Genomic DNA, 14,298 nt, shown 5'->3' with positions numbered 1-14,298 from the left:
CCTGAGTATAGTGCCCGCATCGGACGCGGGGTGGAGCAGCTTGGTAGCTCGTCGGGCTCATAACCCGAAGGTCGTCGGTTCAAATCCGGCCCCCGCAACCAACACAATGAAGTAGTTCGATATTTGCGAATGAAGAACCTATTCCGTCAGGCATTAATGATGCAGGAAAGCATAAAGTAGGTTCTTAACGGACGCGGGATGGAGCAGCATGGTAGCTCGTCGGGCTCATAACCCGAAGGTCGTCGGTTCGAATCCGGCTCCCGCAACCAATTTTTGCAATTCAGGGTATTAAAAGATTCCAGGTATTAAAGAATTAAAAGTATCAAAACGGACGCGGGGTGGAGCAGCATGGTAGCTCGTCGGGCTCATAACCCGAAGGTCGTCGGTTCAAATCCGGCCCCCGCAACCAATTCTTAATGCGTTTCAGCATACAAACTCCAAAAACAATTTCTGGATGATTTTATCTCCACCACATTTGCCTATCTGTATTCAATTCAAATATCCACCTATAGTCATTTCTGGCTTCACTATCGTTCTGTTGCTTTGCGGCGGCGATAAACGCAAGCAGGACGCGGACATAGCCCGAGCATGTGAATATTGGCGCGAATGGAAAAAAGGAAGCCGGGTTGAATCCTAACCAGCTCTATCGTACCTTGTCGGCTGAAGGCAACCCGGAGGTCAGAAATCTAAGCGCAATCCTGTGTGTCATGGGCTTACACCTGGCAGTTCAACCCATCATTACCCACTAACAGGGCTACGATAAATTTACATTGCCACCATTACTAAAATACGCTTTGATACCCGCGAAAATGGACTCCGCTACCTGCTGCTGGAAGCGCGCTGTTTTCAGTTTTCGTTCCTCTTCCAGATTACTGATAAACGCAGTTTCTACCAGAATAGACGGGATATCTGGTGCTTTCAGTACCGCAAACCCAGCCTGATCCACCCGGTTCTTATGCAGTTTATTCACCTTACCCATGCGCTTAAGCACTTCACTGCCAAATTTAAGGCTGTCATTGATTGTCGCCGTCTGTAGCAAATCAAACATAGTATGATCCAGATACTTATCACCGCTTTTACTTACACCGCCAATCTGGTCGGCTTCATTTTGCGTTTGGGCTAGAAAACGGGCGGTATTACTGGTTGCGCCTTTAGTAGAAAGTGCAAAAACCGAAGAACCACGCGCAGCTCGGTTAGAAAAAGCATCCGCGTGAATAGAAACGAATAAATCAGCCTGCATCTTACGTGCTTTTGCCACCCGGACTTTTAGCGGGATAAACACATCTTCATTACGAGTCATATACACTTTCATACCCGGTTCACGCTGAATAATAGTTCGCAATCGACGGGCGATTTGCAGAACAACGTCTTTCTCACGGGTTTTATATTTGCCTATAGCGCCGGGATCTTCTCCACCATGTCCAGGATCGAGCATGATAACAATCGGCCGGTCTTTACCTGCTTTGCCTGACTTCGGTATTTCCGCAGGTAAATCCTCGGCCAAATTACCTTTATTGTACTCTTCAAGCAGAGCAAGTAACGGATCATCATCCTTATTCGTGCCCGCTGCGGGATAAATATCCAAGACCAGACGGTGCTTAAATTCCGCCACGGGTTTCAAAGTAAACATATGTGGGCTGACCGACTGTTTAACTTCAAACACCAAACGGACGGTTTTAGGATCAAACTGCCCTGCTCTGACCAGTTTAAGATAAGGATCGCGGGATTGAATCTGTTCCCCCATCTCTTTTAGAGTATGATTCAATTGCATGCCTTCAAGATCAACAACAATTCTGTTTGGATTTGTCAGCACGAACTGGCGATATTTGAGTGGAATATTGGACTCAAGAGTCACACGGGTATAACTGGATGCAGGCCAAATACGAACTGCAATAATTTTTGGTGACGCTGCATAACCCACCTGGCTGACACTAAGCAACCACATTGCTGCGGCTCCTTGCAACAAGCGACGTCGTGACAGATTAAGATCTGAATGACTCATCTACTATTTATTCCATTCATAAAATACCAATATTCAGAGTGGCCTTCACCTAAAAAACAGCCAAGTGGAAAATACTAACCAACCAACATTATGCTGTCATCAGTAATAAGCATTTTATATTTGGCAAATTATTCACGTCCACATGTATATCGCAATGTTTTTGTTTTAATTGCCTCTTGCCATTTCCTTTCAAAAGGAATAAAAATACATAAATTACGAATAAAAATTCAATCGAGAGTCTGTTATGAAAGAACGCAGCACCGAATTAGTTGAGGGATTTCGCCACTCGGTTCCATACATCAATGCACACCGTGGCAAAACTTTTGTTATCATGCTTGGCGGAGAGGCTATTGCTCACGAGAACTTCCCGAACATCATCAACGACATCGGATTACTGCATAGTTTGGGTATCCGGCTGCTCATCGTTTATGGTGCCAGACCTCAAATTGAACAAAACCTTGCAACCCATTGTTATGAACCGGTTTACCACAAACACACCCGTGTTACCGATAATAAAACATTGGAATTCGTCAAACAATCTGCTGGTTTATTACAATTGGATATTACCGCACGTCTTTCTATGAGCTTAAATAATACACCATTGCAAGGTGCAAATATTAATGTTGTCAGTGGTAACTTTATTATTGCTCAACCTCTTGGTGTTGATGATGGCGTGGATTATTGCCACAGCGGAAAAATTCGCCGTATTGATGAAGCAGCCATAAATCGTCAGTTAGATAATGGCGCAATAGTGCTCATTGGTCCTGTTGCAGTTTCCGTCACCGGCGAGAGTTTTAATCTGGCATTTGAAGAAGTTGCTACTCAATTAGCGATCAAACTACAAACTGAAAAACTGATTGGTTTCTGTTCTACTCAAGGTGTACAGGGCAAAGACGGAAAAATTCTCTCTGAAATTTTTCTTAATCAGGCACCAAATCTGATTAAAGAACTGGAAGCTGAAGGTGACTATTATTCAGGTACAGCCTGTTTTTTACGGAGTGCCGTAAAAGCTTGTCGTCGTGGCGTTCACCGCAGCCACTTATTGAGTTATCAGGCAGATGGTTCTCTGGTTCAAGAATTATTTTCCCGTGATGGTATTGGTACTCAAATAGTCATGGAGAGCGCGGAACAAATACGCAGAGCGAATATCAATGACATCGGAGGTATTCTTGAACTTATTCGTCCGCTGGAACAGCAAGGCATTTTAGTACGCCGTTCAAGAGAACAACTTGAGAGAGAAATTGATAAATTCATTATTATCGAACGCGATAACCTGACTATCGCTTGTGCCGCGCTTTACCCCTATCCTGATGAGAAAATTGGGGAGATGGCTTGTTTAGCCGTTCATCCTAAATACCGGAGCTCTTTAAAAGGTGAAGTACTCATGAACCGCATTTCGGATCACGCTAAACAGCTCGGGCTGGAAAAACTTTTCGTCCTGACTACCCGCAGCATTCACTGGTTCCAGGAACGGGGCTTTGAGCCAGCAGAAATCTCAATGCTACCGATTCAAAAACAAGAGCTATACAACTACCAGCGCCGTTCTAAAATTCTGATGTTGAATTTGGAACCACAGTAACGAGCTGATTAATGTTGAAAAATAACGCAATCCTATTGGGAAAACGTCCTTTCTGGCGATCGATCAGATCGCCTAAATGGGTGTCCGGTTTTATTAGACCACCACACTTTACAGTTACATCCGTAAAGAAGCAGTTATGTCCTCTCAAATTGAAGGTACTCAATCGTCCCTCAGCGATCTAATGTTGTTTGAAATGGAAGGGATGCTTGGTGTGCCAATGGATGATGTACAAGAGGTATCTTGTTACGTTAATGCTTTATCATTAGGTGTACAACGTATTCAAGAGTCCTATCCCATCACTTTTCGTTTAATCAAAGAACTACATAAAGTTTCAATGATATCAGGAAGAGGTATAAGCCGTGGACCTGGAGAGTTCTGTCAAAACCAAGTGTGGATCGGTGGTCATCGTGCTGATGAAGCTGCTTTTATCCCGCCTCCTGCTAATGAATTGGCTGATTGTTGGGCCGCATTGGAGAAGTTCATTAACGATGTTCCTGAGCCGACAGATCCATTGATAAAAGCAGCTTTAGCTCATGTTCAGTTCGAAACTATCCATCCATTTATGGATGGTAATGGTCGGTTAGGACGCTTATTAATTCCCTTAATTTTGGTGGAAACAAAGGTTCTGAGTCAGCCTTTTCTGTATCTATCCGTCTTTTTCAAAAAACATAGACAAATCTATTATGAACGTCTGCAACAAGTCCGCATAACGGGTGATTGGGAAGTGTGGTTACTCTTTTTTGTTGATGCTGTTGCAGCTACAGCGACACAAGCAGTCAATATCGCTCAACAACTTTATCAGTTACGCCGTGAACACAAAAAACTGTTGCAGCCATTAGGACGTATGGAGAACTCAGCAAGCCAGATATTGGATGCATTATTTGAGCATCCTATCGTCAACATTAATAAATTGGTGCAACTTACAGGGCTGGCACCGGCAACAATTGGCAAGGTTATGGAACGCTTATCTCAGGCTGATCTTGTATTGGTCTCTGAACTTACCGGCCAAAAACGCAATCGCGTGTATGCTTATAACCGTTATATAGAAATTTTGAACCAAGATTTTTAAAAAAACCATATTAGCATTCCTATGAATATCACATAGCAGGATCCCACTTTGTTTATCCTGTCATGTGATATTTATTTATCAGTGATTCTATACTCCGGTTATTTTGCATTTACCTAACATAGCAACTGGCCCCTTTCCAAAAAATTGCACTTATTAGTCGAATCCGCCATATACTATTATTGTTACACTTGATAGCAAGCGGGCATCAGAAGTTACGAAAGCGGTAGTAAAAGTATTATATCCGTTAAAACAGAGGGTTAAGACCATCACATTCGATAACGGTTTGGAGTTCGCAGAGCATGAAATCATAAGTAAAAGATGAGAAACCCAAATTTACTTTGCTCACCCTTACTCACCCTGGGAAAGAGGGATCAATGAGAATATCAATGGATTAATCAGACAATACTTTCCAAAGGGAACGGATTTTAATGAAGTCACTGATCAGGAAATAAATTTTGTGGTAAACCGATTAAATAATCGCCCGCGAAAAACACGGGGAGGGAAAACACCGAATGAATTATTTAAGGGGATACGAACCTGTTTACTTCCGGATTAACGAGTTACTTGAATTCACATATTATGAGCACGAGATTCCCCTCTCTGTCAGTGTTATTAATTGGGGTGACCATTATTCTGACAGAGGGGGGCGGAATGGGATTTGAAGCTACATTAACTCCGATATAAATACCCCGCAGGCTAATAATTTAGCTTTTTTTCCTGTTATTTAGTATGATTTTGCGTATAAAGCCCAGGTTTTGGTATGTTTTCCTGTAAATAAACAGGTAGCTTCAGTTTTTGGCTGAACAAATGGAATGCATCTAACACTTACACTGTATTCACTGATAGCCTCTTTCACTCTCTCGTCATCAACAAAAGGTGCTAGGACAAATTTATTAATTGCATTTTTCTCTTTAAAAATCTGCCTAAATTCTTCAATCGTAGTAACAGTTATTGTATTTTCTAACATTCTATTTTTAGCATTGTTAAACATATTCACCTGAATTGATTGCAATATTTTAATCAAGCTTTTCAAAAAAACACTCGTATCAATTTTTATTATTTCCTTAACATTATTTCGACAAGAATAGGAAACCAGATCTTGCTCTAATTCTTTTTTTCCTATTTCAATACGAATAGGTACTCCACGCTTAATATGATACCATTTTTTTTCTCCGCCATTTACATCTCGTTTATCTATCTTTACTCTTATGTTTTGACCTTTTAATTTTTTTCGAGAAATTTGTTTTCGTAATTTATCACAGAAAGCATATATATCATCAGCATCCTGCTCACTATGTATGATTGGAACAATGATGACTTGTATTGGAGCCACCAATGGTGGGAGCATCATCCCATTATCATCGCCATGAGTCATGATCATAGCTCCAATTAACCGTGTAGACACCCCCCATGAAGTTGTCCATGCCAATTCCTTTATACCTTTTTTATTGATGAAATGGATATCGGATGCCTTCGCAAAATTTTGCCCCAAAAAATGCGAAGTTCCGGCCTGCAAAGCTTTACCATCCTGCATCATCGCTTCAATAGTATAAGTATCTACAGCTCCAGGAAAACGTTCCCAAGAACACTTTATTCCTTTAGTTACTGAGAGTGAAAGATAATCAATGACAAAATTTTCATAAGTATCAACAATATTAATTGTTTCTTTCATGGCTTCATCACTAGTGGCATGAACTGTATGACCTTCTTGCCACAGGAATTCCGAAGTTCTTAGAAAAAGCCTTGGTCGCATTTCCCAGCGTAGTACATTAGCCCATTGGTTGATTAATAAAGGCAAATCCCTATAACTCTGAACCCACCGAGATAGTGAAGCGCCAATCAAAGTCTCACTTGTGGGCCTAATAATTAAAGGCTCATCTAATTGACCCGCTGGTACTAATTTACCATCCAAGGCTTGTTCTAGACGATGGTGGGTGACTACTGCGCATTCCTTAGCGAAACCATCAACATGTTCAGCTTCTTTTTGAAGAAAAGACAAAGGAATAAGCAAAGGAAAGTAAGCATTCTCATGCCCAGAATCCTTGAGTCTTTGATCTAATTCACGTTGCATATTCTCCCATATACCATATGCCCAAGGACGAATGACCATGCAACCTCTAACAGGAGAATTTTCAGCCAATTCAGCTTGGATAATGACTTGTTGATACCATTCAGAGAAGTTTTCGCGTCTAGTTGGATTTATTGCTGTTTTCATGATATTTTTTTATTTATGTAGGATAAGTTATGAAAAATCGTACCACAAATATTAAAAAGACCCAATGTGAAGAGTTCTCAGACAAAAATTTTCAATGAACAGAAACAAAAAACATATAACAATATGAAACTCAACTCAACAACCACCGACTAAAGTCGGTGGCAGACCGCTGACAAACCTCGTTTCAAAGAGGGTGTCGCAAAAGGCGTGTATTATCCGTTAAGATCTGCGTACTTCTTTTAAGCGCAGATCTTTTATGACCTTATTCATTCGAAAACAGGAACCTCCCTCTAGTGAAATCCAAGTGATGACCGCGTTATTGGCGCAGAATCTCACTCTCTCAGGAGGTCACCCGGAAAAGCTGTTATTGGATGCTGGTTATTTCCATGACGATGTGATTGCTGAGGTGCAGAAACATCAGAGCTTGCTGTTTTGTGCAGAAAATTCAGACCGACAGAGTGCACGAAAAATCTATCCCAAATCATTATTTACTTATGATGCTGAGCAAGATTGCTATATTTGTCCTGCCCATCCCCCATTATCCCTGCAAAGTACAGTGAAAGCCACTGAAAAAACGCGGGCCTATCGGGTTTATAGCGCTGACAATTGTGCCGGATGCTCGCAGAAAACGGGCTGCACAAAGGCTAAAGGAGGAAGAAAAATAAAACGTTATCCGGAAGATGAAGGGCGGGAGACGCTTCGTTTGCATATGGCCAGATCCGAGTCAAAACAGATATTGAGTCAACGGAAGAGCCTGGTAGAACCGATATTTTCGGCATTACGGGGAATTCAGAGACTGAAACGCTTTCGGCACAAGGGATTGTCAGCGGTAAAGCTGGAATTTAGCTTGCATGCAATGGCCTATAACTTATCAAGAGCAGTGGCTCTGATATTAGGGATTATTTTTAGCCTGTTATCCATACAAATAACAGTCTGCCCAAAGTCAGTGATTAAATTTAACTTGATGCTTGAAAAAGTGACCTCAACCCTTTTGCAACACCCTCCAAAGAACGGGGTTTGTTTTTTCATGATGAAAAATGTTGTGGTCATTTTCCTCATTAGACCCCTGTGAGCGCCCACCGATGCGCCATTTTTTCCTTTGCCGTACCATACGCCTCCTGTATCCAGCAACAAAAATAACAAAACGTAGCGACTAGCAACGCTATCTTATTGATATTTTGGCTGTTGTCGCCAGCAGACATTGTATCTGAATTTCCTGTACCAGACAGCGTTCACTGGGAATACCAAATAAGTAGCCCAGTAACATCATCTTGAGCAACATGACCGGATCGATAGCCGGTCGGCCATTATTGTGGCAATACAACAGGGCGACTAATTCGCGGATAAATTCGAAATCAATGGCGGCATCGACTTGACGTACCAGATGGTTTTTGGGGACCAGCTCGTCAAGCGAGAACGTTTCTGGTCGGAAAGTTTGGGGGAGGCGGTGTTCTTAACCTATCTCTTGATCAGATCTCCAAATCAACCGATTTAGCCAGCAAATAGCCGTCTATCAGGGTTTGCAGCCGAAACCAGCCTTCCCAAAGTCGTTCCCATCCGACTCGACCCGTGCGTTTGGAATCGTACCAGCCAGCCAGTTTTCCCAGATTGATGAAGGCCCAATGCAAACTCGGGGCTTTTTTCGGCGGACCGCGTTTTTCTTGTTTTGACCACAGTAATTTCCACGCCAGGGGGCTTAATACTGTCTCACAGCTCTCTTTCTCTGCCTCTTCTTTGTGCAGACCCATAAAACGCAGCTGGTGTATCCGTACCGCTATAAAGGCCAGCAACACTATCATGCGCTCCAGATTATCTTTGCTTTGCATACGCAGCGCTTCTACCTGCGTGCCGCCCGTTTTCCACGCCTTGTGAAATTCCTCTATCAGCCAGCGGCGCTCGTAATAACTGAATATTTTATGGGCGTCCTCCTGACTATTGACGGGTTCGGAGGTCAGAAGATGCCAGCAAAGCCCGTCCTCCGGACCTTTTTCGTTGCAACCAACATAAAACATCCGCACCGCTTCACCGTTTTTTCCTTCGGGGATTTTCAACGTCACTTCGGCATAACTGATATCACAATGCGCGACACGCGCCTGACGCCCGCTTTTCTGTCTGACCTGAACTGATCGTTCTCCAGCACTCTGTAACTGGCTGATAAAGTCATAAAGTTTATCCTGACTTTCCTCAATACGCCGGCTTTGCATCGAACGGATGACGAAACGTTGTTTTTGGCTCGTTTTATAACGCAGATATTCGATGATATCGGCTTCACGGTCACAGACAGAAATCACGTTGGCCATCTGCTCCCCTAACCGGCTGTCGACAGCTTGTGAGGCCCGTTCCCACTTATCACTCTCTTTCTCTTCATAAGGGCGTGCATCGCGTTGCTGGCTTTTGCCATAATCACTGACATCCCGGCACCAGCGCTGTTGCTCTATCAATCCCACGACCTGTTGTTCTTCAGGCGCAAATAACAACACCGAGTGTACCTGCAGGCCCCGGGATTTTTCCTTCGAGGTGGTATAGCCGAGTTCATCGGCGACCGACGCATGGGAAAATGACAGGGTTGTCGTGTCTTCCAGCGCTAACAGGCAATGATAACGTTGAGCGTGAGCGGCGGTGGCGGTAAATCCGGCTTCGGCGATGGCTTGAGGTGCAATGGCGGAATTTCGGGTCAGTCGGTAGGCCGCTTCAACATCGGCAGGAGAGTCAAGAGATTGCACGAGCGATTGTCCTATATGGTTAGCCAACGAACAGGCCACTTTCACCAGGCGGTTGGTACGGCGTTTATCACCTAATTCCGCATGTTGAAACGTGTCATTTGCCCATTGTTCGGCGCAGGTTGAAAACATAAAGATTACCTCAAGTCGTGTTTTTTATTGAGATCAATCTATGAGGGAAAAGTTCAATAACGAGGGGGCGGGTTAAAATATTTGTGTAGGAAAGACAGGTTCTTAACATGGCGGCAAGCTCCGTTTGGTGAACGGAACTTAATTAAAATAGAGTGACGGATAAAAAACAAGCACTTTGTCAATAATCTGCAACCACCGACTTTAGTCGGTGGTTGTTGAGATGCCACTATAGTGCGCTGACGCCCCTAGGCTTCAGAAATCGCACCGGTTGAAAAGGTGCTTCTCTGATATTGCTCACCTCAGGTGGCTCAGGGGTAAAGTGTTTTTTCGTTTTCATGAGCGGAGAAATTACCTGACTGAAAGAATCAAGCAACAGGCAAAAGCGGATCAAGCGATGTTCGCCATATTTTGGTTATCAATAGGGGGCTGGTGAATGGTTCCCAAATTTTACTTGTATGAATAAAAAAATAGGGGTGTAATAAAAATTATAATTGAATGATTCATAAGATAATATTATATATATATTAATAATTTTTTCGTTATAACACATTTTTGTTTATGAAAATTTCAAGAGAAAATAATGAATAACAAAATGAATTGTACTATTAAATCGATATTTAATGGATTTCCTGATATACCTCCTGAAAATTATTTTCAGGAAGGTTTTTTCAGAGATCCTGCAAGAACAATAAATACTGATGATAGATATTTTCTATCTCCAGCGGATGGATTCGTTATATATATAGACATAATAAACCCAGATGAAGCAATTGTTGAAATAAAAGGAAAAAAATATAGCATCCAAGATATTATAAGGGATAAGTATTATAATAAACGTTCACTTGTTATTGGTATTTTTATGACATGCTATGATGTACATGTTAATAGAGTGCCATATAATGGCATGCTTAGTTATTCAGAGCATGAACCCCTAGAAACAAACAATCTACCTATGATTGATGTGGAAAATAATATTTTTTACCAAGAGAATCCAAAATTTATACATGATGATTATTTGCATTTAAATCAAAGGGTTATAAATAAAATATATTCTCCTTCTATCAATAAAGAGTATTATGTGGCACAAATTGGTGACTATGATGTTGATACAATAACACCATTTCATATACAGCAAAAAAAACCTGTCTATCAAGGTGATAGGTTTTCTATGATTCGATATGGTTCACAAGTTGATTTAGTAATTCCTGTTACTAATGATGATGAACTAATTTCATTGGTAACTGAAAAAGAACATGTTACAGGTGGTATAACCAAGTTAGTCAGGATTAATGATAATTATCTATAATAAAATGTTATAAACTACAATTAAGGTCTTACAATGATGAAGAATTCTCCTAATATTATTTCTGATATAAAAATGCCAGTCTTTTTACTAGCACCTCCATTTTCACTAAATACAAATGTAAGAAATAACATTTGGATGGAAGAACTTGATGATTCTGAAATCAATGTTAACAATAAAGTTGCATTGAGGCAGTTTTATAATCTTTATAGCTTTATGTCATCACAGTCCCTTGTTTATTTATTGCCATCTGATACTCATCAGGAACTACAAGATCAAGTGTATACTGCTAATTTGGGAATTATTATTGGTGATGAAGATCAAACAGCAATAGTCGCCAATTTTTCATCAGAAATAAGAAGATCAGAAACACCTATTGGAGTGAATTTCTTTGAATCATTAGGTTATAAAACTGAAGTTTCACCTTATCACTTTGAAGGTGAGGCAGAGCTAAAGCATTTATATGGCAATATATTTGTAGGTGGTCATGGGATAAGAAGTGATATTAAATCCTATGATTGGATGGAAGATAAATTTGGCCTTAAAATTGTGAAAATAGAAGAAAAAGATCCTTATCTCTATCATTTAGATTGTATAATTTTACCATTAGATAAAGAAAATACTCTCGTATATACTAAGGGATTAAATAATGATGAATTGAAAGAATTAGAAAAAGTAACAAATATTATCAGTATTGATAAAGACGTTGCGTACAGTGGAATCTGTAATTCTGTTAGAGTTAATCAATATATTCTTTGTTCATCTAATATTAATAATCTAAAGGTAGGAACAGAAGATTATATTAATGAGATGAACAAAAATCATGAATTGGAAAAAATTTGCTCTAAATTGGCATTAACACCAAAACTATTCAATTTATCTGAGTATATGAAGAGTGGAGCATTACTTTCCTGTATGGTAATGCACTTGAATAGATACTCCTATAAAATACAGGTAATATAGTGTGATTTTTATCGTGTCATTTTAATTAACTTTGTTACTATATAATATATATTTAAAAGCATGAAATAGATTCTTATAAAAAATAGCATCTGTACATTTTATTTTTATTAAAATGACCACTTTGTATAATTATCAAATATAACTATTATGATGACCAAATTGAACAAGCATTACTCCTTGCTGTATAAGGGATGACACAAAATTATCTAAATTTTCAATTTATATTGAAAACGAAAATATTTTTATTTTCATAGGATATATTCCAAGGAAGGTTTTTATTACATTTTAATATGACGTATTGATGGTTTTTAATATTCACTATAATATATAAATCAGCATAACTTGATGTAGCCTACATGTCTCATAAGCAATGCTGCCTTGTCATTTGAATTTAGATATTATTAATACAGAGGTGATTTGTATTTTTGTAACTACATGTTACATATAAGTTTAAGACACTCATAAATAAATATAAACTACCACTAGGTTAATATGTCATATTATTTTAATTCTGCTATAACTGAATCTAAGTCCTAACTGTGAACAACATATGAAATATATTAAATTTATTTATTCTTTTATACGCAAACAAAAAACACCATTCATGCTAGCTATTTTTTTTACTATTATAGCTGCTTTGGCTGAGGTTGCATTCCCATTTCTTGTACAAGAACTGGTTAATTTTTTATTGAAAGACAAGCTAATTCTTAATTTTTCATTTAATCAACTAATAATTTCGCTGGTATTAATATCGTTATTAATTGTAATAAGTCATACTATTATTATTTGGATGCAAACAATTAGCACATCTGAACTAAGTTATAACATGAGGAAATCGCTTGTAGACTCTTTTCTTTCATTCCCATATTCTATAAATAGAAAATTTCATTCCGCAAGTCTAGCATTTAGAATAAAAAACGATACTTACCTTATATCAGATAGAGTTAGAAATTTATATAGTAAATTTCTCTATGATACTTTATCTATTATTGGTCCATTTATTGCCATAGCCCTAATTGATATTAAATTATCTATTTTAACATTAATGATAGTTAGTTCAGTCACTTTCATTAGTAAACCTATAACCAATAAAGTAGCTGTTTATGAAAGAATCCTACAAATTTATAACTCTCGGCTGACAGGAGTGATACAGGAGTCATTTTCTTGGATTAAGACTGTAAAAATTTTTAATTCTGAAATATCAGAGAAAAATAGAATCAACGAGGTAAATGTTAAAGTAAAAAATATCGAACGGATAACAGGTTTATTTATGTCATTATCCACTCCTCTTGGTTTCTTTGCTCAGTTTGCATCAACAATCATTATACTTTGGTATGGTGGATTATTATTAATGGATGGAAAAATCAACCCTGGAAATTTTATCGCAGCATTCACCTATGAGCAATTAATGTCATATTCGATTAAAGGATATAGCAATCATTTAAATATATTTTCTTCCTTAAGGTCATTGTTAGAAAGAACTTTAGAATTATTAGACGAAAATAAAAAAAATCCTTGTCGACAAAATCAATCAATAATAAACCACAGCTCTAATAACATTGATATAAATATAAAAAATTTCTCCTATAATGATAGAGATGTTTTGTTAAAAAATATAAATATTTGCATACAAAAAGGTGAGCGAATTCTTATTGTTGGTGATAATGGACAAGGTAAAAGTACGATATTTGATATCATGACAGGATTAACACCATTAAACGAAGGAACTATTTCTATTTTTGGTGATACTCTATCCTCTATAGGTACTAAGAGTTGGTTGAAAAAATTTGGCGTAATGTCACAACAAACTCAGATTATAAAAGGTACTTTATATGATAATCTTCATATCGCTAACACAGAATCAACTAGAGAAGACATGATCTCTTCATTAATAAAAGCCGGTGGTAATGAATTACTGGATAAACTAAAAAACGGCCTAAACTCATACATTGATGAAAAAGGCTCTTCTTTGTCAGGTGGAGAAAGACAACTCATTGGATTAGCGCGATTATATCTTAAAACACCACAGATATTATTATTTGATGAACCAACTACTTATTTAGATAATAACAAGATAAATGGTTTTATAGAATCGATGAGTAACCTTGTTTATGGTAAAACGGTATTCATGATAAGTCATGATCCACGTATATTCAAACTTGCAGAACGAGTTATCAAAATCGATAATGGGGAAGTTACATTCGATGGGGATTCACAGGTATATTTGGAGAAAAAAACAGAAAAATAACAAGTTATATTTTATAATGGTTTAAATCTGGATTATTATTACTTAAAATCGCATAAAACCCCTTAAT

The 14,298-nt window shown here is 38.7% G+C and carries 9 protein-coding genes, 3 tRNA genes and 3 pseudogenes; 11 read left to right on the top strand and 4 right to left on the bottom strand.

The genetic code is table 11. The features are described 5' to 3' along the window. Positions 1 to 24: 24 nt before the first annotated feature. The 4 genes and pseudogenes from ACGF7G_RS00655 to ACGF7G_RS00640 form a co-directional block, all read left to right on the top strand. A tRNA-Met gene (locus tag ACGF7G_RS00655) sits at positions 25 to 101 on the top strand. Between the two features lie 91 nt (positions 102 to 192). Beyond that, positions 193 to 269, top strand: a tRNA-Met gene (locus ACGF7G_RS00650). 63 nt (positions 270 to 332) lie between these two features. Further along, positions 333 to 409: transfer RNA gene (locus ACGF7G_RS00645), tRNA-Met, on the top strand. Positions 410 to 614: 205 nt separating this feature from the next. Next, positions 615 to 749, top strand: a pseudogene (locus ACGF7G_RS00640) (DNA-binding protein); the annotation flags it as partial. 5 nt (positions 750 to 754) lie between these two features. On the opposite strand, the gene amiC reads toward ACGF7G_RS00640, so the two are convergent. Then, on the bottom strand, positions 755 to 2,002 hold the full coding sequence (amiC, locus tag ACGF7G_RS00635; protein ID WP_387462852.1) for an N-acetylmuramoyl-L-alanine amidase AmiC: 1,248 nt from the start codon (positions 2,000 to 2,002) through the stop codon (positions 755 to 757). A gap of 244 nt (positions 2,003 to 2,246) precedes the next feature. On the opposite strand from amiC, the gene argA reads away from it, so the two are divergent. The 3 genes and pseudogenes from argA to ACGF7G_RS00620 all read left to right on the top strand — a co-directional run. Further along, positions 2,247 to 3,581: an amino-acid N-acetyltransferase gene (gene argA, locus ACGF7G_RS00630; protein ID WP_387462850.1), complete on the top strand. Its 1,335-nt coding sequence runs from the start codon at positions 2,247 to 2,249 to the stop codon at positions 3,579 to 3,581. 118 nt (positions 3,582 to 3,699) lie between these two features. Beyond that, the gene (locus ACGF7G_RS00625) at positions 3,700 to 4,650 is read left to right on the top strand and encodes a Fic family protein (RefSeq protein ID WP_387462950.1); all 951 of its coding nucleotides are present in this window, start codon (positions 3,700 to 3,702) and stop codon (positions 4,648 to 4,650) included. A gap of 169 nt (positions 4,651 to 4,819) precedes the next feature. Further along, positions 4,820 to 5,206, top strand: a pseudogene (locus tag ACGF7G_RS00620) (IS30 family transposase); the annotation flags it as partial. Between the two features lie 168 nt (positions 5,207 to 5,374). Here ACGF7G_RS00620 and proS read toward each other — a convergent pair. Continuing rightward, positions 5,375 to 6,865, bottom strand: coding sequence for a proline--tRNA ligase (proS, locus tag ACGF7G_RS00615; protein WP_133813738.1), 1,491 nt, complete (start codon positions 6,863 to 6,865; stop codon positions 5,375 to 5,377). A gap of 256 nt (positions 6,866 to 7,121) precedes the next feature. Between proS and ACGF7G_RS00610 the strand changes: the two genes are divergently transcribed. Further along, positions 7,122 to 7,937, top strand: coding sequence for a transposase (locus ACGF7G_RS00610; RefSeq protein WP_387462847.1), 816 nt, complete (start codon positions 7,122 to 7,124; stop codon positions 7,935 to 7,937). A 132-nt stretch (positions 7,938 to 8,069) separates the two neighbouring features. Here ACGF7G_RS00610 and ACGF7G_RS00605 read toward each other — a convergent pair. After that, positions 8,070 to 8,279, bottom strand: a pseudogene (locus ACGF7G_RS00605) (transposase); the annotation flags it as partial. A gap of 55 nt (positions 8,280 to 8,334) precedes the next feature. Then, a complete protein-coding gene (locus ACGF7G_RS00600; protein ID WP_387462846.1) occupies positions 8,335 to 9,717 on the bottom strand; it encodes an IS4 family transposase in 1,383 nt (460 codons plus the stop codon). A gap of 580 nt (positions 9,718 to 10,297) precedes the next feature. Between ACGF7G_RS00600 and ACGF7G_RS00595 the strand changes: the two genes are divergently transcribed. From ACGF7G_RS00595 to ACGF7G_RS00585, 3 genes are all read left to right on the top strand, one after another. Next, the gene (locus ACGF7G_RS00595; protein WP_387462844.1) at positions 10,298 to 11,023 is read left to right on the top strand and encodes a phosphatidylserine decarboxylase; all 726 of its coding nucleotides are present in this window, start codon (positions 10,298 to 10,300) and stop codon (positions 11,021 to 11,023) included. Between the two features lie 33 nt (positions 11,024 to 11,056). Continuing rightward, the gene (locus tag ACGF7G_RS00590; RefSeq protein WP_207627270.1) at positions 11,057 to 11,983 is read left to right on the top strand and encodes a dimethylarginine dimethylaminohydrolase family protein; all 927 of its coding nucleotides are present in this window, start codon (positions 11,057 to 11,059) and stop codon (positions 11,981 to 11,983) included. Between the two features lie 550 nt (positions 11,984 to 12,533). Then, positions 12,534 to 14,231, top strand: coding sequence for an ABC transporter ATP-binding protein (locus tag ACGF7G_RS00585; protein ID WP_133813733.1), 1,698 nt, complete (start codon positions 12,534 to 12,536; stop codon positions 14,229 to 14,231). Positions 14,232 to 14,298 lie beyond the last annotated feature (67 nt).

This window comes from Photorhabdus sp. RM323S (assembly GCF_042879375.1).
Taxonomy (GTDB): Bacteria; Pseudomonadota; Gammaproteobacteria; order Enterobacterales; family Enterobacteriaceae; genus Photorhabdus; species Photorhabdus tasmaniensis.
The sequence above is the reverse complement of the archived record's forward strand: the minus strand, read 5'-3'. Positions and strand labels throughout refer to the sequence as shown.

Coding starts and splice junctions, on each gene's coding strand:
- amiC (WP_387462852.1), bottom strand. CDS start 2,002: ATGAGTCATTCAGATCTTAATCTGTCACGACGTCGCTTGTTGCAAGGA.
- argA (WP_387462850.1), top strand. CDS start 2,247: ATGAAAGAACGCAGCACCGAATTAGTTGAGGGATTTCGCCACTCGGTT.
- proS (WP_133813738.1), bottom strand. CDS start 6,865: ATGAAAACAGCAATAAATCCAACTAGACGCGAAAACTTCTCTGAATGG.
- ACGF7G_RS00610 (WP_387462847.1), top strand. CDS start 7,122: ATGACCTTATTCATTCGAAAACAGGAACCTCCCTCTAGTGAAATCCAA.
- ACGF7G_RS00600 (WP_387462846.1), bottom strand. CDS start 9,717: ATGTTTTCAACCTGCGCCGAACAATGGGCAAATGACACGTTTCAACAT.
- ACGF7G_RS00595 (WP_387462844.1), top strand. CDS start 10,298: ATGAATAACAAAATGAATTGTACTATTAAATCGATATTTAATGGATTT.
- ACGF7G_RS00590 (WP_207627270.1), top strand. CDS start 11,057: ATGATGAAGAATTCTCCTAATATTATTTCTGATATAAAAATGCCAGTC.
- ACGF7G_RS00585 (WP_133813733.1), top strand. CDS start 12,534: ATGAAATATATTAAATTTATTTATTCTTTTATACGCAAACAAAAAACA.